Origin of the sequence: Bradyrhizobium sp. SSBR45G (assembly GCF_030159255.1) — a bacterium.
GTDB lineage: Bacteria > Pseudomonadota > Alphaproteobacteria > Rhizobiales > Xanthobacteraceae > Bradyrhizobium.
In genome coordinates this window covers 208,077-229,824 of the sequence record NZ_BSCT01000008.1, presented here as the reverse complement: position 1 = coordinate 229,824, position 21,748 = coordinate 208,077, and the positions used below count along the sequence as shown (strand labels likewise).

General features: G+C 65.9%; 21 protein-coding genes and 1 pseudogene. 15 read left to right on the top strand and 7 right to left on the bottom strand.

Going from position 1 to position 21,748, the window contains the following annotated elements:
- Positions 1 to 9 precede the first annotated feature (9 nt).
- The 3 genes from QQL87_RS13495 to QQL87_RS13485 all read right to left on the bottom strand — a co-directional run bounded on the left by QQL87_RS13495 (position 10) and on the right by QQL87_RS13485 (position 2,310).
- On the bottom strand, positions 10 to 639 hold the full coding sequence (locus QQL87_RS13495) for a glutathione S-transferase family protein (RefSeq protein WP_284418637.1): 630 nt from the start codon (positions 637 to 639) through the stop codon (positions 10 to 12).
- 117 nt (positions 640 to 756) lie between these two features.
- Positions 757 to 1,521 (bottom strand): alpha/beta fold hydrolase, encoded by a 765-nt coding sequence (locus QQL87_RS13490; RefSeq protein ID WP_284418636.1) that lies wholly within the window; start codon positions 1,519 to 1,521, stop codon positions 757 to 759.
- Between the two features lie 99 nt (positions 1,522 to 1,620).
- Positions 1,621 to 2,310, bottom strand: coding sequence for a phytanoyl-CoA dioxygenase family protein (locus QQL87_RS13485; RefSeq protein ID WP_284418635.1), 690 nt, complete (start codon positions 2,308 to 2,310; stop codon positions 1,621 to 1,623).
- Positions 2,311 to 2,606: 296 nt separating this feature from the next.
- Here QQL87_RS13485 and QQL87_RS13480 point away from each other — a divergent pair, with 296 nt between their 5' ends.
- Positions 2,607 to 3,209, top strand: coding sequence for a hypothetical protein (locus QQL87_RS13480; protein ID WP_284418634.1), 603 nt, complete (start codon positions 2,607 to 2,609; stop codon positions 3,207 to 3,209).
- A 39-nt stretch (positions 3,210 to 3,248) separates the two neighbouring features.
- Here the strand turns inward: QQL87_RS13480 and QQL87_RS13475 are convergent, their stop codons facing one another.
- Both QQL87_RS13475 and QQL87_RS13470 read right to left on the bottom strand, forming a co-directional pair.
- A complete protein-coding gene (locus tag QQL87_RS13475) occupies positions 3,249 to 4,745 on the bottom strand; it encodes an NAD-dependent succinate-semialdehyde dehydrogenase (RefSeq protein ID WP_284418633.1) in 1,497 nt (498 codons plus the stop codon).
- A gap of 148 nt (positions 4,746 to 4,893) precedes the next feature.
- Positions 4,894 to 5,214 (bottom strand): hypothetical protein, encoded by a 321-nt coding sequence (locus QQL87_RS13470; protein WP_008964807.1) that lies wholly within the window; start codon positions 5,212 to 5,214, stop codon positions 4,894 to 4,896.
- A 342-nt stretch (positions 5,215 to 5,556) separates the two neighbouring features.
- Here QQL87_RS13470 and QQL87_RS13465 point away from each other — a divergent pair, with 342 nt between their 5' ends.
- Positions 5,557 to 6,750, top strand: coding sequence for a serine hydrolase domain-containing protein (locus tag QQL87_RS13465; protein WP_284418632.1), 1,194 nt, complete (start codon positions 5,557 to 5,559; stop codon positions 6,748 to 6,750).
- Positions 6,751 to 7,041: 291 nt separating this feature from the next.
- On the opposite strand, the gene QQL87_RS13460 is transcribed toward QQL87_RS13465, so the two are convergent.
- The gene (locus QQL87_RS13460; protein ID WP_284418631.1) at positions 7,042 to 8,043 is read right to left on the bottom strand and encodes an adenosine kinase; all 1,002 of its coding nucleotides are present in this window, start codon (positions 8,041 to 8,043) and stop codon (positions 7,042 to 7,044) included.
- Positions 8,044 to 8,113: 70 nt separating this feature from the next.
- Between QQL87_RS13460 and murJ the strand changes: the two genes are divergently transcribed.
- The 4 genes from murJ to QQL87_RS13440 all read left to right on the top strand — a co-directional run bounded on the left by murJ (position 8,114) and on the right by QQL87_RS13440 (position 12,064).
- Complete coding sequence (murJ, locus tag QQL87_RS13455) at positions 8,114 to 9,667, top strand: murein biosynthesis integral membrane protein MurJ (RefSeq protein ID WP_284418629.1); 1,554 nt, start codon at positions 8,114 to 8,116, stop codon at positions 9,665 to 9,667.
- 49 nt (positions 9,668 to 9,716) lie between these two features.
- Positions 9,717 to 10,769, top strand: coding sequence for a tryptophan--tRNA ligase (gene trpS / locus QQL87_RS13450; RefSeq protein WP_284418628.1), 1,053 nt, complete (start codon positions 9,717 to 9,719; stop codon positions 10,767 to 10,769).
- A 121-nt stretch (positions 10,770 to 10,890) separates the two neighbouring features.
- The gene (locus QQL87_RS13445) at positions 10,891 to 11,385 is read left to right on the top strand and encodes a universal stress protein (protein WP_284418627.1); all 495 of its coding nucleotides are present in this window, start codon (positions 10,891 to 10,893) and stop codon (positions 11,383 to 11,385) included.
- Positions 11,386 to 11,494: 109 nt separating this feature from the next.
- The gene (locus QQL87_RS13440; RefSeq protein WP_284418626.1) at positions 11,495 to 12,064 is read left to right on the top strand and encodes a NifU family protein; all 570 of its coding nucleotides are present in this window, start codon (positions 11,495 to 11,497) and stop codon (positions 12,062 to 12,064) included.
- An 87-nt stretch (positions 12,065 to 12,151) separates the two neighbouring features.
- Here the strand turns inward: QQL87_RS13440 and QQL87_RS13435 are convergent.
- A pseudogene (locus QQL87_RS13435) lies at positions 12,152 to 13,061 on the bottom strand (methyl-accepting chemotaxis protein); the annotation flags it as partial.
- Between the two features lie 297 nt (positions 13,062 to 13,358).
- Here QQL87_RS13435 and tsaB point away from each other — a divergent pair.
- The 9 genes from tsaB (at position 13,359) to lnt (ending at position 21,644) form a co-directional block, all read left to right on the top strand.
- Complete coding sequence (gene tsaB, locus QQL87_RS13430) at positions 13,359 to 14,057, top strand: tRNA (adenosine(37)-N6)-threonylcarbamoyltransferase complex dimerization subunit type 1 TsaB (RefSeq protein ID WP_284418625.1); 699 nt, start codon at positions 13,359 to 13,361, stop codon at positions 14,055 to 14,057.
- Positions 14,057 to 14,539, top strand: a complete 483-nt coding sequence (gene rimI, locus QQL87_RS13425) for a ribosomal protein S18-alanine N-acetyltransferase (RefSeq protein WP_284418624.1) — start codon at positions 14,057 to 14,059, stop codon at positions 14,537 to 14,539. The genes tsaB and rimI overlap by 1 nt, the downstream gene beginning before the upstream one ends.
- Positions 14,540 to 14,582: 43 nt before the next feature.
- Complete coding sequence (locus QQL87_RS13420) at positions 14,583 to 15,035, top strand: Fur family transcriptional regulator (RefSeq protein ID WP_284418623.1); 453 nt, start codon at positions 14,583 to 14,585, stop codon at positions 15,033 to 15,035.
- Positions 15,028 to 15,747 carry an HAD family hydrolase gene (locus QQL87_RS13415; RefSeq protein WP_284418622.1) on the top strand — a complete coding sequence of 240 codons (720 nt, stop codon included), beginning with the start codon at positions 15,028 to 15,030 and terminating at the stop codon, positions 15,745 to 15,747. Before QQL87_RS13420 ends, QQL87_RS13415 begins: the two co-directional genes overlap by 8 nt.
- A 56-nt stretch (positions 15,748 to 15,803) precedes the next feature.
- Positions 15,804 to 17,234 carry a tRNA (N6-isopentenyl adenosine(37)-C2)-methylthiotransferase MiaB gene (miaB, locus tag QQL87_RS13410; RefSeq protein ID WP_284418621.1) on the top strand — a complete coding sequence of 477 codons (1,431 nt, stop codon included), beginning with the start codon at positions 15,804 to 15,806 and terminating at the stop codon, positions 17,232 to 17,234.
- 4 nt (positions 17,235 to 17,238) lie between these two features.
- The gene (locus QQL87_RS13405; RefSeq protein ID WP_284418620.1) at positions 17,239 to 18,276 is read left to right on the top strand and encodes a PhoH family protein; all 1,038 of its coding nucleotides are present in this window, start codon (positions 17,239 to 17,241) and stop codon (positions 18,274 to 18,276) included.
- A 76-nt stretch (positions 18,277 to 18,352) separates the two neighbouring features.
- Positions 18,353 to 18,862, top strand: coding sequence for an rRNA maturation RNase YbeY (ybeY, locus tag QQL87_RS13400; protein WP_284418619.1), 510 nt, complete (start codon positions 18,353 to 18,355; stop codon positions 18,860 to 18,862).
- Between the two features lie 2 nt (positions 18,863 to 18,864).
- Entirely contained in the window at positions 18,865 to 20,037 is a 1,173-nt protein-coding gene (locus QQL87_RS13395; RefSeq protein ID WP_284418618.1) for a hemolysin family protein, read from the top strand.
- Positions 20,037 to 21,644 (top strand): apolipoprotein N-acyltransferase, encoded by a 1,608-nt coding sequence (gene lnt, locus QQL87_RS13390; RefSeq protein WP_284418617.1) that lies wholly within the window; start codon positions 20,037 to 20,039, stop codon positions 21,642 to 21,644. Before QQL87_RS13395 ends, lnt begins: the two co-directional genes overlap by 1 nt.
- Positions 21,645 to 21,748: the final 104 nt, after the last annotated feature.

Below are 21,748 nucleotides of genomic sequence, written 5' to 3'. Positions count from 1 at the left end.
CCGATCACATCAGGCCTTCGCGCTGGCACGGCTCGACACCTCGCCGTACCATCGTGCGATCTGGCGCAGATGAGCTGGCGGATCGAGCTTGGCCCGCGCCGAGAAATCGACCGTCACCAACGCACTGATGTCCGCGATCGTGAACTCGGGTCCGCAGACGAAGCGGTGATCGGCGAGACGCGTATCGAGCCACGTGTAGAAGTGCTGCACGCGCCGGCGTCCCCGCTCGGCAAGCGCCGGAATCTGGTCGAGAGACAGCGGTCCCGGCAGCGCCCGGCGCTCCAACCCCGGCGCGCTGTTCCGGAATGCCTCCGCGATGGCGTAGATGCCGTCCCACTCGATCCGACGTACCCAGCATTCGATGAGAGCGCGGTGCTCCGCGTCCGTCCCCATCAGGTTAGGATCAGGATACAGCTCTTCGATGTAGCGGCAGATCGCAACGACGTCGGTGATCGCAGCGCCGCTGTCGAGCGCAAGCACAGGAACCGTGCAATCGGGATTCATGGCGCGGAATGCCGGCGTGAACTGCTCGCCGCCGCGCAGATCGACCTGGACCGCGGGAAGGGTAAGACGCTTCTCGGCGAGAAAGATGCGCACGCGGCGTGGGCTCGGTGCGGTTGCATTGTCGTACAGCTTCATCGTCGTTTCTCCCTGGGAGGCTCGCGCCGGAGCGCGAGATCGCGATTCACAGCATCTCGCATGAATCACACGCTTGGCTATTGCTCCTGCCCTATCTTTGAATTCCCGCGCGGGTCCTCAAGTCAGCGCGCGATGCAAGGCAGTTGCCAACCCATCCGGATTTTCGATCGCGAGTGAGTGTCCGGCATCAGCAACGACGGTGAGTGAAATGCCGTGGCGCGATAGATCGCTGATATCGAGGTGAGGCAGGGAGCGCTCACCGACGATGACCGTTCTCGGCCTCTTCAAGCCATAAAGAACGCTGCGCCACGTCCGCGGGCTGCCCTTGATCAGCGAGACTGCCTCGCGGTGCACGGCAAAGGCAGCGCTTTCCGCGAGCGACGTCGCCCATACAGCATTGCCTTCGGCTTTCGATGCCTCAACCAACTCAAAATGGCCCCGCGCCACGTAGTCAGGCTCAGACATAGCGGCGACTCTTCTGCTGAAGAGTCCGCCGCCGGGATCGAGGTTGGGCTCACTGAGGATGAGGCGCTCCACCTTCGTACCTAGAATTTCGGCAAGCACGATGGCGATCGTACCGCCCATGCTATGACCAAAGAGAACGACCGAACCGGCGACAAGGTCGCAGAGCAGGTCGGCAACCGAGCGCGCGTGATCTTCGATGGAATAGCTGAAGCTTTCGGGCCGATCACTCAATCCTGAGCCCAGCAAATCGACCAGGATCGCTCGCCTTCCCGCAAGAACAGGCGAGGCTGCAATACCCGCATACTCGGCTGACGATGCACAACCGAGACCGTGAATGTAGACCACGGCCGGACCGCTACCCGGCCTATCGCGATAGGCGATATTCGCAGATGCCGTACTGAGCCAAAAAGCGTTCAACACTAATCCCCAATCGCTCTGAATGCGTCAACCCATAGAGGATGAACGATCTGGCCTCGATGATCACGCGAGCACCATGAACGACGAGCTCAGGCCCTTTCACTCCGCCCCGAACACCTCGTCCTGATCCATCCGCACCGCGCGCAAGGCGCGCGTGCGGCGCCAGTCGTCCTGCTGCGTCGACAGCGCGTAGGTGATCAGCAGCGAGCGGCGGCGGGCGCCGCTGCGGTTGCGGGTGGCGCCGTGCAGGAGATTGACGTCGAACAGCAGGATGTCGCCGGCCTCGCCTGCGGTGACGAAGGCGGATGACGCGGCCGCAGCATCATCGGTCTCGCGGTGATGCGTGCCCGGCGCGACCTGCGTGGCGCCGTTGTCGGGGCCGAACGGATCGAGGAAGGCCAGCGCCGAGACCGCATCGGTGCAGAGCCGGTCGACGCCGTCGCGATGCAGCGGCTGCTGGCCGCCATCGGCAAGCGGCTCGCGGCCTTCGACCTGGCCGAGGAAGAATGGCGCCCTGAGGATGTGATGCACGGCGGCGAGCATGACCGGAAGCCGGCAGACGCGCTGCACGGTCGGGTCAAGGTCGACCATGGCATGACGCCAGTCGCGACCGCGCGGCACCGGCCATTGCTCCGACGGCACGGTGCCCGCCTCGAACGCCTCCCGCAGCGGCGCGAGCCACGCCGCCGGGATCGCGCCGCGCAGCAGCAGATAGCCGTCCGCATCGAGGCGGCGCGCATCCGCTTCGGGAAGCCGGCCGACGGCGGTGCGGGTGAGTGCTGCAGTCATGGTCGAGCTCGCACATCGAGGGCGGGTGATTCCGGCGGCATGGTCGGCGATCACGCGCGGCTCGGCAAGCCGCGCGGCCCGTATCCCCCGGCGGTGTCTCGCCATCGCATCCGCCTGGACACGGCCACGGTGCGCCGCGGCGGTGCTGAGACGATCCGTCGCGCGGCGACCCGGGGCTCGGAGCAGCCGGGTTCACCTTTCGTTAACGCTGTCGACCTACGCCTCGTTAGCAACACTCTGAAACGATCAGACACACGGGGACAACGAGCGATCGAGCTCCTGGGAAGCACGCGCACATGGCGGTCGTCCGAAGCACCAACCAGATCTCACCCGCGATGGAGCGGGTCTATCACCAGAGCAATTTGCTCGGCGAATGGAAAGGCAGCTGGACGGCCAGTGGCCAGGCGGTGAGCTTCAAGGTCGTCAACATCCGAGGCGCCGCGGCGACGGTGGAATACACCCACAATGGACGCACCGAGCGCGGCATCGGCCAGGTCAACGGTTCGACCATCGACTTCGGCGCCGTCACGCTCGGCACCAAGAACGGCAAGAACGCCGTGCTGCTGTTCTCGGCCGGCGGCGGCAAGGCCACCGCGATGCTCGAGAAGCAGGCTCCTCCGGCCAATGAGAGCAATCTGACCGGGAGCTGGGCTGGCTATTCCGGCGAGAACGGCATGAGCGCGAGCTTCCGTGTCCTGTCCGTCAACGGCAAGGAGGCGCAGGTCAGCGTCATGACCAACGGCATCACGCGCACCGGCACCGGGATCGTCTACAAGAACGTCATCATGTTCGAGCAGACGCAGATCTCGACCGACGACGGCAAGACCGGAAAGGTCATCTACCAGGTCGGCAACAAGTCCTACACGGTGCCGGTCGACAAGCTGCCCAAGACGGCTTGAAGACGGCTTGAAGCCGGCCTGAGCTCCGGCGCCCGAAGCTCAGACGCCGGCCATCATCACGTATTTGATCTCGAGATATTCCTCGATGCCGTGATGCGATCCTTCGCGGCCGAGACCGCTCTCCTTGACGCCGCCGAACGGCGCGACCTCTGTCGTGATCAGGCCGGTGTTGACGCCAACCATGCCGGATTCCAGCGCTTCCGCCACACGCCAGACGCGTCCGAGATCGCGGGCGTAGAAGTAGGAGGCGAGACCGAACGGCGAGGCGTTGCACATCGCGATCACGTCGGCCTCGTCCTTGAAACGGATGACCGGCGCCAGCGGCCCGAACGTCTCCTCCTGCGCGACCAGCGCGTCGGCCTTGACGTCCCTGAGCACGGTCGGCTCGAAGAAGGTGCGGCCGAGCGCATGGCGCTTGCCGCCGGTGACGATCTTAGCGCCGCCCTTCACCGCATCGGCAATGTGGCGCTCGACCTTCTCGACGGCATCCTCGTTGATCAGCGGGCCCTGCACGACACCGGCCTCGGTGCCCTCGCCGACCGTCATGGCCGCAACCTTGGCGGCGAGCTTTTGCACGAAGGCATCATAGATGTCGTCCTGCGCATAGAGCCGGTTGGCGCAGACGCAGGTCTGACCCATGTTGCGGTACTTCGAGACGATGGCGCCTTCGACCGCCGCATCGACGTCGGCATCGTCGAACACCACGAACGGCGCGTTGCCGCCGAGCTCGAGACCGAGCTTCTTCACGGTGCCGGCCGACTGGCGATAGAGAATCTTGCCGACCTCGGTCGAGCCGGTGAAGCCGACGAAGCGAACGGAAGGATGCTCGCACAGCACCTTGCCGATCGGGGGCGCGTCGCCGGTGATGATGTTGAGCACGCCTTTGGGAATACCGGCGCGCTCTGCGAGCACCGCCAGCGCCAGCGCCGACAGCGGCGTCTCGTTAGCCGGCTTCAGCACCACGGTGCAGCCGGCGGCGAGTGCCGGCGAGACCTTGCGGGTGATCATCGAGTTCGGGAAATTCCACGGCGTGATCGCGCCGCACACGCCGATCGGCTGCTTCAGCGCCAGGAGGCGCGCATCGGGCTTCTGCGTCGGAATGGTCTCGCCATAGACGCGACGCGCCTCTTCGGCGAAGAACTCGATATAGGCGGCGCCGATATCGACCTCGCCGAGCGCTTCCGTCAGCGGCTTGCCCTGCTCGGAGGTCAGGATCAGCGCGAGGTCCTCGCGGTTCGCAATGATCAGCTCGAACCATTTGCGCAAGGTATTGGAGCGCTGCTTGGCAGTCAGCTTGGCCCAGACGGGGAAGGCGCGCGACGCCGCCTCGACGGCCTGCGTCGCCTCTTCAGCGCCGAGCTGCGCCACCTTGGCGAGCTCCGCGCCGGTGGCGGGATTGTTGACCGCGAATTCCGGCGTGCCGACCCAGGCGCCATCGATGTAGCACTGCTCGCGCAGCAGCGCGGCGTCCTTCAGGCGGTCGCGCAGGCTGGAAGTGGCTGATGTCGTCGAGCGGGCGGCGGCGGTCGGGGTCATCGGGCGTCTCCTCGGAGCGGTCTATCGCTCCGAATATAGCCATGGCCCGGCATCCGCGCACCGCATGTGCGCCGCGTGAACGGTACATTCGACCGGGCCAAGCGTGCCTCAACAGCACCAAATGCGGTGCCGGCGGGCCAGCGCCTGATCAGGCCGCGCCGCTCATATAGGTCTCGCGGCGGCCGATCATGCGCTCGGCTGCGGCCTTGGCGTCAGCCTTGGTCGAGGTCGCGCAGGTCCGGTATTCGAGATCCGGCAAAGCGGCGGGATCGCGGCGGCCGAACCAGGATTTCTGCCCGACGGGCAGCAGCGCCAGCGCCTGCGCCACATTGTCGACCGCGCCGAACGAATACAGCGCGCCTGTGGCGGCAATGCGCACCTCGTAGATTCCCGGGGTGATCGGTGCCTCGATATTGTCACCGCGACCCGGCCGCGGATACCGCTTCCACTCGCTCCACTTCGAAATCATATCGCCCCCATCAGCGGACGTTGCCGCCAAAGCCATACCTTCGGCTCGAAAAAGCCGGTTCTTGAACCCTTTAATGCAAAAATGGTTGCAACTCACAACAGTCGGAAGCCCGTGGTGGGAACATGGCGCCCATGTGACGGACTCACGGCTCGATGGAACTAATCATGATTCTCTAAAGAATTTGAAGCGCTGTGACTTCTCCGGCGCCGTTGTCCCCGCCGGTATCATTCGCGGCGCATCATCACGAGATCGCGATCAGCTTTGCTGCGCCGGTTCTTGCTGCCCGCACCGGACCGGGGAACAATCACGTACCGTCAACAAGAACGGAAACGGAGGAGACCCATGCAGAGCAAGGCAGAGATCGACAGCGTGCTGCGGCAGAAGGCGGATGCCGGCGAGATCCCCGGCGTCGTCGCGGTCGCGGCGGACAGCAACGGGGTGATCTACGAGGGCGCGTTCGGCAAGCGCGACCTCGGGCGCGCCGATCCGATGACATCAGACAGCGTGTTCTGGATCGCGTCGATGACCAAGGCAATCACCTGCGCCGCCGGCATGCAGCTGGTCGAACAGGGCCGGCTGTCGCTGGATGCGCCGATCGGCGCGGTGCTGCCGGATCTCGCCGCGCCCCAGGTGCTCGACGGCTTCGATGCCAAGGGCGAGCCGATCCTGCGGCCGGCGAAGACCGCGATCACGCTGCGCCACCTCATGACGCATACCGCCGGCTTCTGCTACGACATGTGGAACGGCGACATGGCGGCCTATGTGCAGAAGGCCGGCACGCCCGGCATCATCACCTGCAAGAACGACGCGCTGAAACTACCGCTCGCCTCCGATCCCGGCACGCGCTGGGAATATGGCATCAACATCGATTTCGTCGGCAAGGCGGTGGAGGCTGCGAGCGGCCAGACGCTCGACACCTACTTGCGTGACAATCTGTTCGCGCCACTCGGCATGGACGACACCGGCTTCAAGCTCGGCGCCGCGCAGCGCGCGCGCCTGGTCGGCATGCATGCGCGCGGCGAGGACGGCAGCCTGGCGCCGATCCCGTTCGAGATCGAGCAGGAGCCGGAATTCCATATGGGCGGCGGCGGGCTCTACGGCACGGCCGGCGACTACATCCGCTTCACGCGGATGATCCTCAACAACGGCCGCGGCAACGGCAACCAGGTGCTCAAGCCCGAGACCGTCGCGGCGATGCGCGACAATCACATCGGCGAGCTCGAAATGACCAAGATGGCCGCCGCCGTACCCGGCGTGACCAACGACGTCGACCTCTATCCCGACATCGTCAAGAAATGGGGCCTGAGCTTCATGATCACGACGGCGCAGACCGCCGAAGGCCGCAGCGCCGGCAGCCTCGCCTGGGCCGGCCTCGCCAACACCTACTACTGGATCGACCCCGCGCGCGACGTCACCGGCGTCATCCTGATGCAGCTGCTGCCGTTCGCCGACCGGCTGTGCCTGGAAACCTTCGCCGGATTCGAGCGCGGGGTTTATGCCGGGTTGGGCGCCGCGGGCGGGCAGAAGGCGGCGTGATGAGGTAAACGGGGCGACGCGGATGATCGCAACATCGCGCGCCCCCGAGGAGCTGTTACGCCTGAACTAATGAGTTACGCGCGCGGCGCGGCCAGTGCCCTCCCTCTCCCCGTTCTTACGGGGAGAGGGTCGGGGTGAGGGGCAGCCGCGCGCACCGACCGTGCGGAAAGCCCCCCTCACCCGGATTGCATCTTCGATGCAATCCGACCTCTCCCCGCAAGCGGGGCGAGGTCAGGAGGTCAGAGGGACCGAGTAAGCGGCGCCGGTCTCCGTCCCACACTGTCCTTTGAGTTAGACCTTCAGCCCGCTCTGCGCCGCCAGATCCTTCAGCGACACCTGCGGCCTTGCGCCGATGTGCTGGATCACCTCGGCGGCGGCGAGGCCGCCGAGGCGGCCGGCGATTTCGTAGCCGGTCTTGCGCACCAGCCCGAACAGGAAGCCGGCGGCGAACAGGTCACCGGCGCCGGTGGTATCGACAAGGGTCGTAATCGGATGCGCCGGCACGGCGATGACGCCGTCATTCGACACCACGACACAGCCCTTGTCGCTGCGGGTGACCACGCCGAGCGTGGCATCCTCGCGCAGCTGCTTCAGCGCGCTGTCGAAGTCTGATGTCTGGTACATCGAATGCAGTTCGGCCTCGTTGGCGAACACGATATCGACCGTGCCGCCGCGCATGAGGTCCAGAAACTCCTCGCGATAGCGATCGACGCAGAAGGAATCCGACAGCGTCAGCGCGACCTCGCGGCCGGCATCATGCGCGATCGTCGCGGCCTTCACGAACGCGTCCTTGGCATCCTTCGGGTCCCACAGATAGCCTTCGAGATAGACGATGCGCGCGGCTGCAATCTGGGCGGGATCGATATCGGCGACGGTGAGGTTCTGGGCCGCACCGAGATAGGTGTTCATGGTGCGCTCGCCGTCCGGCGTCACCAGAATGTAGCAACAGCCGGTGGCCGGACCGTCGGCGGCAGGCGCGGTGTCGAAGGCAACACCGGCCGCACGGATGTCGTGCGCGTACATCTTCCCGATCTGGTCGACCTTGACTTTGCCCACATAAGCGGCACGCGCGCCAAGGCTGGCGACGCCGACAATGGTGTTGGCCCCTGAACCGCCCGACATCTCGGTGGCCGGGCCCATGTCCGCATAGATCGCGGCCGCGCGAGCCTCGTCGATCAGCGCCATGCTGCCCTTGGTCATGCCGTGCCTGGCGAGAAAGGCTTCATCGGCCTGCACCAACACGTCGAAAATCGCGTTGCCGATGCCGAGAACATCGTATTTCGCGTCAGTCATCCACTGGCCCCGTTTACGGCGTTTGCAAACGCTGCGGCCTATCACAAGCGGCGCTGCTATAGAAGGCCTCATGATCCGATCCTTCGTGACCGTGCTCTCAGGAACACTGAGCTCGCGCCTGCTCGGCTTCGGCAGGGACGCGCTGATCGCCGCGCTGCTGGGCGCCGGACCGGTCACCGACGCGTTTCTCGCGGCGTTTCAGCTCGTCAACGTGGTCAGACGGCTGCTGACGGAAGGCGCGCTCAATGCGGCCCTCGTGCCGGCGTGGCTGCGAATATACCAGAAGGCAGGCCCGACGAAGGCGGCGGCTTTTGCCGGGCGCGTGCTCGGCACCGTCAGCGCCGGCCTTCTCACCGCCACGATCGCCCTGGCGCTGCTGATGCCGCTGGCGATGACGGTGCTGGCGCCCGGCTTCGCTGGTGAAGAGACGCTCACTCTCGCGGTGAACGATGCCAGGCTGATGCTGCCTTATCTGGCCTTCGCCGGTCCCTCGACCGTGCTGCTCGCAATATCGAGTGCACAAGGACGCTTCGCGCTGGCGGCGTTTGCCCCGCTGCTCTTCAACGCGGCGCTGATCATCATGACGATCGTGCTGCTGGCGCAACAGTCGGACCCGTCGCACGCCGCGCTGCTGCTCGCCGCCACGATCGGCATCGCCGGGCTGCTGCAGCTCGCGATGCTCGCGCAGCGCGGCGGCGGCATCGCGTCACCGGTGCGGGTCGTGCTCGACACTGAGATGCGCGGCTTCTTCGCCAAGGCGCTGCCCGGCATGGTCGCCAGCGCCGGCCCGCAGCTGCTCGCCGTCGGCGGCGCGATCATCGCCTCGACCACGCCATCGGCGGTATCATGGCTGTATTTCGCCAACCGCCTGATCGAGCTGCCGCTCGGCCTCGTCGGCGTTGCGATGGGCACGGTGCTGGTGCCCGAGCTGACCCGCGCGCTGCACGCCGGCAACAAGCAGGCGCTGGCGGAGGTGCAATCGCATGGCCTCGAGCTCGCCATCGGGCTTGCTCTGCCCGCGACACTCGGACTGATGATCCTGAGCGAACCGGTCATTCGTTTGCTGTTCGAACACGGCGCCTTCACCACCGATGATGCCGCAGCAACGGCGCGGGTGCTGACCTGGCTTGCCGCGGCGCTGCCCGCGCAAGTGCTGGCCAAAGCCCTGCAGCCGGCTTTCTTTGCGCGCGAGGACACGCAGACGCCGCTGCGCGCCACCCTGATCGGATGTGGCGTCGCGATCGCGCTGGCGTTCCTGCTCGGCCAGCCGTTTGGAGCGAGCGGCATCGCGGCGGGATTGGCGCTCGGCAGCTGGGCCAATGCTGCGGTCCTGATCCGACGCGGCACCGCCAGCTTCGGCTTTGCGATCTCCCCTGCATCGCGGCAACGGCTGCCGCGCATCGCACTCGCGGCCGCCGCCATGGGCGCGGTGCTCTGGACCGTGGCGACCCAGGCGGGCGTCTCATGGCGCGGCGGCCATGTCGGCGCGGCCGTTCTGCTCGCGGCCCTGATCGGTGGCGCCGTGATCCTGTACACGGCGCTTCTGCTGGCCTTCCGCGTCATCGACTGGCGCCAGGCGCTCCGAGCCATCCAGCAACGGCCCGCCGGCGACTTGCACCTTTGAGGCGCCCGTGCCAAACGACGCAGCAAATCCATCATCCGGAACAGTGACCATGGCCTTCGTGGAACGGGTTTTCTCGGGCGTCCAGCCGACCGGCAACCTGCATCTCGGCAACTATCTCGGCGCGATCGTCAACTTCGTGAAGATGCAGGAGACCCACAACTGCATCTATTGCGTCGTCGACATGCACGCGATCACGATGCCGATCGACGTCTGGGGCGGCCCGGCCGAGCTCGCGCGCAACACCCGTGAGGTCACCGCGGCCTTCATCGCCGCCGGCATCGATCCGAACAAGCACATCGTGTTCAACCAGAGCCAGGTCTCCGGCCATGCCGAGCTGGCCTGGATCTTCAACTGCGTCGCGCGCATCGGCTGGCTGAACCGCATGACGCAGTTCAAGGAAAAGGCCGGCAAAGACCGCGAGAACGCGTCGGTGGGGCTGTACGATTATCCGGTGCTGATGGCGGCCGACATCCTGCTCTACCGCGCCACCCATGTTCCGGTCGGCGAGGACCAGAAGCAGCATCTCGAGCTCTCGCGCGACATCGCGCAGAAGTTCAACAATGATTTCGGCGACGCGATCCGGGCCCAGGGCTTCGGCGATGGCCTGTTCTTCCCCTTGCCCGAGCCGTTCATCACCGGTCCCGCGACCCGGGTGATGTCGCTGCGCGACGGCACCAAGAAGATGTCGAAGTCGGATGCGTCGGACTATTCGCGCATCAACCTGACCGACGATGCCGACACCATCGCGCAGAAGGTCCGCAAGGCCAAGACCGATCCGGAGCCGCTGCCGACCGAGGAGAAGGGTCTGGACACCCGTCCCGAAGCCGACAATCTGGTCGGGATCTATGCGGCGCTGTCGGACCGCAGCAAGGCCGACGTGCTCAGGGATTTCGGCGGCGGCCAGTTCTCCAGCTTCAAGAATGCGCTGGTCGAGCTCTGCGTCACCAAGCTCGGTCCGATCGCCGCCGAGATGAAGCGCCTGACCGCCGACCCCGGCTATGTGGATTCCGTGCTGATCGACGGCGGCGAGCGCGCCCAGGCGATTGCCGCCGAGACCATGAAGACCGCCAAGGACATTGTCGGCTTCATCCGCAAGCGCTGACCGGGACCGGCCAAGCGAGCCGGAGCCCCGACCGCAAATGGAACCGGCGGCCCCTCTCCCCAACGGAGGTGGGCTGTGGCAGCATCCAGCCCGGATCGACTCGCAGCAGGCGGGAGCGAGGATGGCGGTGCAGCGGCAGAGCTACCAGACCGGCCATGCGCCGAAATGCCTGGTCGTGGTCGACGACAGCGCCGAATGGGACCGCGCCATCCGCTATGCCGGGCGCTGGGCGATGCGCGCCGGCGGCCGCATCGTGATGCTGCACATCATCGAGACCGAGGACCAGAACCAGCAATGGCTGGGGGTCGCCGACCTGATGCGCGCGGAGGCGCAGGACGAGGCGAACGCCGCGCTCGACCAGGGCGCCACGCTGCTGGCGGCGATCGGCGTCACCACGCCGGAACGGGTCATCCGCGAGGGTGAGCCGACGGTGCAGATCCTGGCGACGATCGAGCATGACAGCGACATCGCGCTGCTGGTGCTCGCCGCCCATTCCGGCGCCGAAGGGCCGGGGCCGCTGGTGACCCATGTCACCAAGACCATCGGCGCCTTCCCGATCCCGCTGGTGATCGTCCCCGGCGACCTCAAGGATGCCGATATCGACGCGCTTTCATAGGCTTAAGGACGAAATACGGCTTCAAAGCCTCTTGATCGTGCGCGTCCTCTCGCCATCTGCTATGACACCACCACAGGCCGGCCTTGAACCGGCACTGCCGGAGAAAACCATGTTCATCCAGACTGAAGCCACCCCCAATCCCGCCACGCTGAAGTTCATCCCGGGCCGCGTCGTGCTGCCGACCGGGACGATGGAATTTTCCAGCCGCGACGCCGCCGCCCGTTCCCCGCTCGCCGAGCGCCTGTTCGCAGTCGATGGCGTCGCAGGCGTGTTCTACGGCGCCGACTTCATCACCGTGACCAAGAGCGACGGCGAGTGGCAGCATTTGAAGCCCTCGATCCTCGGCGCGATCATGGAGCACTACATGTCGGGCGCGCCGCTGCTCACCGACGGCAGCGCCGCCAATGACGAATCCGCCGACGAGGACGACGAGTTCTTCGACGAGGCCGATACCGAGACGGTCGGCATGATCAAGGATTTGATCGAGAGCCGCGTCCGCCCGGCCGTCGCCAATGACGGCGGCGACATCACCTTCCGCGGTTTCAAGGACGGCATCGTCTATCTCAACATGAAGGGCGCCTGCTCCGGCTGCCCGTCATCGACCGCGACCCTGCAGCACGGCATCCAGAACCTGCTGAAGCACTTCGTGCCCGAGGTGGTCGAAGTCCGGCCGATGTGATGAAAACGGCGAGTAGCGAGTAGGGAGTAGCGAATAGGGATCCGCTTCCTTGCTATTCGCTCCTCCCCATTCGCTATTCGCTCTTTGTCACGCCGCCTTGCCGATGCTGGCGGCCTCGGCCGCCGCCTGACGCATGCTCGACGACATCTCGCTGGTGACGGCGCTCTGCTCGCCAACCGCTTGCGCCGTCGATGACACGTAGTCATGGACGCTCTGAATCGCGTTCTTGATGGCATCGAGCGCGCCGACCACGTCGGACGAGATGCCGTTGAGATTGCCGATCTCGCTGCCGATCCTGTCGGTGGCCTGCTTGGCCTGATTGGCCAGGTTCTTCACCTCGCTGGCGACGACCGCAAAACCACGCCCGGCCTCGCCCGCTCGCGCCGACTCGATCGTCGCATTGAGCGCGAGGAGGTTGATCTGGCCGGTGATGTTGCCGATCAGCTCGACGATGCTGCTCATGGCACCCGGCCGCCGAGGACAGCCGCTTGGCCTGCTGGTCGGCGTCCTCGACACGCGTGACCGCTGCCGTCGCGGTGTCCTTCGACTTGGCCATCGCATCCGCAATCTGCTGCACTGAGGCATTGAGCTGCTCGGCGCCGGCGACGACGTGCTCCATCATGCCGCGGACCTTGTCCCCCTTCATGCGGGTGATGACCTGCGAGGTGACGTCAGCGGCGAATTTCACGATCTTGTACGGCTTGCCGTTGAGGTCCTTGATCGGATTGTAGGTCGCCTGAATCCAGACCTGGCGTCCGCCTTAGCCGGCGCGCTCGAACTCGCCCATCTGGAATTCGCCGCGGGCCAGCGCCGCCCAGAATGCGCGATAGTCGGCGCTGTCACGCACATCGGGCGCCACGAACATCGAGGGGTGCCTGCCCTGGATATCAGCCAGCGCATAACCCATCGCGTCGAGGAAATTCTTGTTCGCGATGATGATCGTGCCGTCGGCGCCGAACTCGATCACCGCCTGCGAGCGATTGATCGCCTCAACCTGGGCCGTTGCATCGCGTGATGCGGAATGACCGCGCCAGAACGACAAGGAGAGTCCTCTTCTCGAGACGGGAGGTGGCGATCGCCGACGGCCGGCGCACATGTCCCCCGAAAGTATCGCGCGGATAACTCCCACAGGCGCGGAAAGATTTGCTTAAATGGCTTCCAATTCAGTAACTTAGCGTGTCAGTAGTTGCGCCTTGATGCGTTTTTCCCGATGAGGATGTAAGAAGGCGGTCACCGACTTTATCAAGGTACCATAATTGGTATTTGGCGCTCTCCTAAATGCGAACCTGACCGGATGTTGATACTCGCGATCGATACTGCCCTCGACCATTGCGCCGCTGCCGTTCTGGACACCGATTCGGCCACGATGCACGCTCACGAAACGCTGCCGATGATGCGCGGCCACGCCGAGGCACTGATGCCGTTGATCGCGCGCGTGATGCAGCAGTCAGGTGTCGGCTTCCGCGAGCTCGACCGGATCGCGGTGACGACCGGTCCCGGTAGTTTCACGGGCCTGCGCGTCGGGCTCTCTGCCGCGCGCGGCATCGCTTTGGCGGCGCACAAGCCGGTGGTCGGCGTCACGACGCTCTCCGCCTATGCGGCGCCGATCGTCAGCGAAGACCGCGCGAACCCGGTGATATCCGCGATCGATGCCCGGCATGATCATGTCTACTATCAAGTCGTGAGCGGCAGCGGCGAGGAGCTGGTGGCGCCTCGGGTGGCCGCGATCGACGAGGTGCTCGCCGCCGCACGCTTCGGTGCGCCTCATCTCGTCGGCAACGCGGCCGCCCTGCTGGCAGAACGCTGGCCTTCTGCCGAGGCGGCTCCGGTGGAGATCGATGCGCAGGCCGGCCCCGACATCGCGTGGGTCGCCTGGCTCGGGGCAGCGGCGGATCCCGCGCATGCACCGGCGCGGCCGTTCTACCTGCGCGCCCCCGACGTCAAGCCGCCCGCGAAGGCGGTGCCCGAGCCGGCACGCACGGTCGCTTCATAATGAACATGTTCTTCCGCTGGCTCGGCCGCCCCAAACCCTCGATCGGGGCCGCCTCGTTGCGCGATGCCAACAGGCTCGCGCAGATCCATGCCGCCTCGTTCCACCGCGGCTGGGGTGAGGGCGAGTTTGAAGCCATGCTGTCCGAGCGCAACACGCTGATCCATCGTTTGCAACTCGGTCGCAAACTCATTGGCTTCATCGTCTCGCGCATTGGCGCTGACGAGGCGGAAATTTTATCTGTCGCTCTTGACCCAAATCAGCGCGGTCGCGGCCTCTCTCGTGATCTCTTGCTGACGCATCTGGGGCATCTGGCAGGCCGCGGGGTCCGAACGGTTTTTCTCGAGGTCGAGGAAAACAACCAGCCGGCCCGGCGTCTCTATGAACGCGCCGGATTTGCGACCGTGGGCCGCCGGGAACGCTACTATCTCCAACCCGGCGGAGAACAGTTGAATGCGCTTCTGATGCGGCGGGACTTGTCGTAACCTGCACTTGGTGGCAGAAAGCGCATCCTTGAGGCGAGAGACGATGACCTCCTTGAAAACAACGCCAGCGCTCAGTTCCACCGGCATCGAAGCCCGTTGCGCCGCCACCGGCATGCGGATGACCGAGCAGCGCCGGGTCATTGCCCGCGTGCTCGCCGAGGCCTGCGACCATCCCGACGTCGAAGAGCTGTATCGGCGCTGTGTTGCGGTCGACGACAAGATCTCGATCTCCACGGTCTACCGGACCGTGAAGCTGTTCGAAGACGCCGGGATCATCGAGCGTCACGATTTCCGCGAGGGCCGCGCCCGCTACGAGCAGATGCGCGACAGCCATCACGATCACCTGATCAATCTGCGTGACGGCAAGGTGATTGAGTTCACCTCCGAGGAGATCGAGAAGCTTCAGGCGGAAATCGCCCGCAAGCTCGGCTACAAGCTCGTCGACCACCGGCTCGAGCTGTATTGCGTGCCGCTCGACGAAGAGACGAATGGCTGACGCAACGCCGGCTTCGAAGTTGGATCTCGTCATTTTCGATTGCGACGGCGTGCTGGTCGACAGCGAGGTGATCTCCTGTCAGGCCCATGCCGACGTCCTCAGCCTGTGCGGCTATCCGATCACCGCCGACCAGGTGTTCGACCGGTTTCTCGGCCGCTCCTCGAAACAGGCAACGCAGGAGATCGAGGCCGAGCTCGGCCGCAGCCTGCCCGAGGATTTCAACGCCAGGCTGCAGGAACGGCTGTTCCGGACCTTTGAACAAGAGCTGCAACCGATCGCGGGCATTGCGGAGGTGCTCGACACGCTCGACCTGCCGGTCTGCGTGGCGTCGTCAGGCTCGCATCAGCGCATGCGCGTGAGCCTCGGCGCCACCCGTCTCTATGACCGCCTTGCTCCCCACATCTTCTCGTCCTCCCAGGTCGAGAACGGCAAGCCGGCTCCGGATCTGTTCCTGTTCGCTGCGGCGCAGATGAACGCCCGTCCCGCGGCGTGCGTCGTGGTCGAAGACAGTCTTGCCGGTATCCAGGGCGGTGTCGCCGCCGGCATGACCGTGCTCGGGTTTCACGGCGGCAGTCACGGCCGGCCAGGCCATGCGGACCGGCTGAAGGCGGCCGGCGCGACCCTCGTTTTCGACGATATGCGGCAATTGCCACTCATTCTCAGCCGGCTTGGCGACAAAGCCGCCCCGCTCGCTGGATTTTCGGCCGTCTAGCCTATATCTGAGCCCCGCGCCGGGATTGGCGCGCCTCCGACTGCATGCAAGGGTTCATGACGCCGCCGCGCAAGCTGCACATCAAGTCCTATGGCTGCCAGATGAATGTCTACGATGCGCAGCGCATGGTGGACACGCTGGGCGCCGAGGGCTTCGTCGAGACCGCCGATGCCGGCGACGCCGACCTCGTCATCCTCAACACCTGCCACATCCGCGAGAAGGCCTCGGAAAAGGTCTATTCGGAGCTCGGGCGGCTGCGGGTGGCGAAGGAGGAGGCTGCGCGCGCGGGCCGCACCATGCAGATCGCGGTCGCGGGCTGCGTGGCCCAGGCCGAGGGCGCCGAGATCATCGCCCGCGCGCCGACCGTCGACGTCGTGGTCGGACCGCAGAGCTACCATCACCTGCCGGAGCTGCTGGCACAGGCCAGCCGCGGCGCGCGGGCGATCGACACCGAATTTCCGGCGGAGGACAAGTTCGGCTACCTCGCCAAGCCCAGCCGCGCGGCCATCCGCGCCCGCGGCATCTCGGCCTTCGTGACCGTGCAGGAGGGCTGCGACAAGTTCTGCACCTTCTGCGTGGTGCCGTATACCCGCGGCGCCGAGATGTCCCGCCCGGTGGCGCGGATCGTCGACGACGTGATGCAGCTGACCGACAGCGGCGTCCGCGAGATCACGCTGATCGGGCAGAACGTCAACGCCTATCACGGCGAGGGCCCCGATGGCGGCGCCTGGACGCTCGGCCGGCTGCTCTATCGGATCGCCGAAATACCTGGCGTGGCGCGGATCCGCTACTCGACCAGCCACCCCAACGACGTCGATGACAGCCTGATCGCGGCGCACCGCGATCTCGGCGCGGTGATGCCGTTCGTGCATCTTCCGGTCCAATCCGGCTCGGACCGTATCCTCGGCCTCATGAACCGCAAACATCGCGCGGCCGACTACCGCAAAGTTGTCGACCGTTTCCGCGGCGCCCGCCAGGATATCGCATTCTCTTCGGATTTCATCGTCGGGTTCCCCGGCGAGACCGAGGAAGATTTTCGCGCCACCCTCGCGCTGATCGATCAAATCGGCTACGCTGCAGCCTACTCATTCAAATATTCGCCGCGCCCGGGCACCCCGGCGGCGGACATGCGGGAGATGGTGTCAGCGACCGAGATGGACGAGCGATTGGAGCGCCTCCAGAGCTTGATCGACAGCCAGCAAGCGGCCTTCAACAGGGCTGCGATCGGCCAGGTTGTCGACGTGCTGTTCGAACGCCCCGCGCGCAAGCCCGGTCAGCTGGTCGGACGCACCGCCTATCTGCAGCCAGCCCACGTCATGGCGTCCGAGGACATCATCGGCCAGGTCCTGCCGGTGCGGATCGACAGCCTCGAACGTTACAGCCTGCTCGGCGAGCTGGTGACGACCGCGCAGCCGGCCGCCAAAGCCGGCACGCCTCGTCCCGCCACGCCCCACCCTACCACGTCCCCTGTGTCCATCGGAGGCTGAGCACTTGCCCAAGAGCGCATCGGATTCATCTTCGCTCGCTCCCAGCCGCAAGTTCGACCGCGACATGTCCATGCCCCCCGAGACCCAGGTCGTCATCGATTTCGACGACAACCGCGCCGCGTCCGCCCTGGTCGGTCCGTACGGCCAGAACCTGGCGCTGGTCGAGCGCCGGCTCGGCGTCGTCGTCGACTCGCGCGGCAACCACATCACCATCGGCGGCTCGCGCGAAGGTTGCGACGCGGCACGGCGCGTGCTGGAAACGCTCTATGCCCAGGCGCTGAAAGGGCTGGATCTGGCGCAGGGCGACGTCGAAGGCGCGATCCGCGCCGTGGTCGCGCAAGGCTCGCTGTTCGAGTTCGACGCCAAGAACGGCAAGAACGCCTTCGAAAGCATCAATTTGCGCAAGCGCCCGGTGCGCGCCCGCACGGCGGCGCAGGATTCCTACATCCGCGCGCTGAAGCGCCACGAGCTGGTGTTCGGCATCGGCCCCGCCGGTACCGGCAAGACTTGGCTTGCGGTTGCGCAGGCCGCGCAGCTGTTCGAGCGCAAGGAAGTCGATCGCATCATCCTGTCGCGCCCCGCGGTGGAAGCCGGCGAGCGGCTCGGCTTCCTGCCCGGCGATCTCCGCGAGAAGGTCGACCCCTATCTGCGCCCGATCTACGACGCGCTGTACGATCTGATGGACGCCCGCGTCGTCGAGCGCGCGCTGCAGGCCGGCGAGATCGAGATCGCGCCGCTCGCCTTCATGCGTGGCCGCACCTTGACCAACGCCGCGATCATCCTCGACGAGGCGCAGAACACGACATCGATGCAGATGAAGATGTTCCTGACGCGTCTCGGCGAGAACAGCCGCATGATCATCACCGGCGATCCGTCGCAGGTCGACCTGCCGAACGGCCAGACGTCGGGCCTCGCCGAGGCCGCGCGCCTGCTCGACGGCGTCGAAGGCATCGCACAGGTCCGGTTCACCGGCGAGGACGTCATTCGTCACGAATTGGTGGCGCGCATCGTCGCCGCCTATGAGGGCCCCAAGGCGCGCTGACCCCGAGATGATCCCAGGAGGCTCGCCGATCGGCGCGTGATGTGAGCGCGCTTATCCCGCACAGAACTCGACCAGGATGCCACAAAGTCCCATTCCAACCACCGAGGTCATCGTCGCAGCCGAGTGCTGGCAGGACCAGCCTGACGCCGAAGACGTCATACATCGCGCCATCAATGCGGCCGCCGACATGGTCGACGCCGATGTCGGCGATGCCGAGATCGCCGTCATGCTGACGGACGATTCCGGCATCCGCACCCTCAACAGCAATTGGCGCGGCATCGACAAGCCGACCAACGTGCTGTCGTTTCCGGCGCTGCAACCCACCGGCCCGCGCGGCGACGATGACGCGCCGCGCATGCTCGGCGACATCGCGATCGCCTACGAGACGATGCGGCGCGAGGCCGACGAGGAGCAGAAGCCGTTCGACCACCATCTCAGCCACCTCACCGTGCACGGCTTCCTGCACCTGATCGGCTACGATCATGAGACCGAGGACGAGGCCGAGGAGATGGAGGCGCTGGAGACCGAGATCCTGGCCCATCTCGGCATCCCCGATCCCTATGCCGACCGGGAACGGATCAATTGACCATGGCCGATTCCGAGCCCATCCACGACAATCCGCGCAACACGCGCAACCTGCCGGCCGTGGTGCCGCCATCCGAAGTCGGCCGGTCGCCGAGCGAGAGCTGGCTGCTGCGGGCGCTGCGCAATCTGTTCGGCTGGAAGGGCGGCGGATCGGTGCGCGACGATCTGCAGGTCGTGCTCGATGCATCGACGCCCGACGACATCGGCTTCTCGGCCGTCGAGCGCACCCTCCTGCGCAACATCCTCGACCTGCATGAGCGGCGGATCGCCGACGTCATGGTGCATCGCGCCGATATCGTCGCGGTCCGGCGCGACATCACGCTCGGCGAGCTGATGAGCCTGTTCGAGAGCGCGTCGCATTCACGGCTCGTCGTCTACAACGATACGCTCGACGATCCCGAGGGCATGGTCCACATCCGCGACCTGCTCGCCTTCACGACAGCGCAGGCGCGCGTGTCCGACGACGTGAAGGCCCGACGCAAGAAGCCGCTGCCCGCCGGGCTTGATCTCAAGGCCGTCGACCTGTCGATGCCGCTGTTTGAGGCCAACATCATCCGCAAGCTGCTCTACGTGCCGCCGTCGATGCGCGCGATCGACCTGCTGGCGCAGATGCAGGCCTCGCGTATCCATCTCGCGCTGGTCGTCGACGAATATGGCGGCACCGACGGACTGGTCTCGATCGAGGACATCGTCGAGCAGATCGTCGGCGAGATCGACGACGAGCATGACAGCGACGAGCCGCCGGCGATCATGCGCCAGGCCGACAACGCCTTCATCGCCGACGCCCGCGCCAGCCTCGACGATGTGCGCCGGGTGATCGGCGAGGATTTCGTGACCGGCGAGGCCGGCGAGGGCGTCGAGACCTTGGGCGGCTATCTCGTCAACCATGTCGGCCGGCTGCCGGTGCGCGGCGAGCTGATCTCAGGCCCCGGCAATTTCGAGGTCGAGGTGCTCGACGCCGACCCGCGCCGGGTCAAGCGGCTGCGCATCGCGCCGCGCAAGGAGCGCCCCACACCCCGCCCACCGCGCGAGAGCCGGCGCCGCGAGGCCGCACCGGAAATGGCCCCGCCGGACACGGGCAGCCCAGTCGAGCCGCCACCGTCTCCGGAAACCGGTCCCATCCCCGGCAGTGACGACAGCGGCCGGCCGCAAGGCGACGGAGCCAGTTCACAGTGATGCGCCCATCGACGATCCGCAGCCTCGCCCTTGGCGTCGTCCTGGCCTGGGGCTGGAAGCGGGCCGGGATCGCGCTCGCCGCAGGTGCCCTCTCCGCGCTGGCGATGGCCCCGTTCAATGCCTGGCCGGTGCTCGCCCTCACCTTTCCGGTCCTGGTCTGGCTGATCGACGGCGCGGCGGCCGGACGGCGGCGCGGCATCCCGGCCGCGGCCTTCACCGGCTTCTGCTTCGGCATGGGCTATTTCGTCCCCGGCCTGTACTGGATCGGCAACGCCTTCCTGGTCGACGCCCAGACCTTCGCCTGGCTGATGCCGTTTGCTGTGCTGGGCCTGCCGGCCTATCTGGCACTGTTCCCGGCGCTCGGCTTCGCCCTGGCGCGGCTGATCTGGACCCGCGATTCCAGCCGCATCCTGGCGCTGGCGGCCTGCCTGACCGCGAGCGAATGGCTGCGCGGCCATGCGCTGACCGGCTTTCCCTGGAACACGTTCGGCTACGCCCTGTCCCAGCCGCTCGCTTTGGCGCAGTCGGCCTCGCTGATCGGCATCTGGGGCATGACCTTGCTGACCATCGCGATCTTCGCCAGCCCCGCGGTGCTGATCGACGGCAAGACCTGGCGCGACGCCTGGCGGGTTCCGGCCTTGGGCGCGGCCCTTCTGGTCGTCATGGGCGTGTTCGGCGTGATCCGGCTCGGCCTGCATCCGACCGCCTTCGTCGCCGATCTCAAGCTGCGGATCATGCAGCCGAACCTGCAGCAGGACGTCAAATTCAACTATGGCGCCAAGGCCGAGGTGATGCGGCGCTATCTTGCGCTGTCCGACCGCGCCTCGGGGCCCAAGGCCACCGGCGTCCGCGACACCAACGTGCTGATCTGGCCGGAATCGGCATTTCCGTTCTTCCTGACCCGCGAGCCCAAGGTGATGGGCCAGATCGCAGATCTGCTGTCGCCGGGCACGGTCCTGATCACCGGTTCGGTGCGCGCCCCGGACGGGCCGCGGAACACGCCGATCACCCGGGCCTACAATTCGATCTATGTGATCGATCACGACGGCACGGTGCTGTCGGTCTACGACAAGCTCCATCTGGTGCCGTTCGGCGAGTTCCTGCCGTTTCAGGATTGGCTCGAGCGGATCGGGCTGGAACAGCTGACCCGGGTGCAGGGCGGCTTCATCCCAGGCACGGCGCGACGCAACCTGGACGTGCCACACGCACCGCGTGTTCTGCCTTTGATCTGCTACGAAGCGATCTTTCCAACCGATAGCGTGCCTGGCGAGGAACGACCGGGCTGGATCGTCAACCTGACCAATGATGGCTGGTTCGGCATCTCGACCGGTCCTCATCAGCATCTGCAACAGGCCCAGTGGCGTGCGATCGAGCAAGGCCTTCCATTAGTTCGATCTGCGAACACAGGCATCTCCGCCGTGATCGATCCGGTCGGCCGCATCGTCGCGCAACTATCTCTCGGCACGGAAGGCGTGCTGGATTCCACGCTGCCTGTTGCGCTGCAGCCCACGATCTATGCGAGATTTGGCGACATTCCGGCCGCAATCCTGTTAGTGATCGCCCTGAGCACGGTCGTTCGCAGACGTGTTGCTCAAAAGCTTCCCTGACGGCAGCAAGATCTGAATTCTTTCCGGGTCCGTAAGATTTTTTTTGACAAGCAAAACCCCAAGTGTTGACAGATAGCTGCTGCAATTCGCATTCTCGCGCGGCA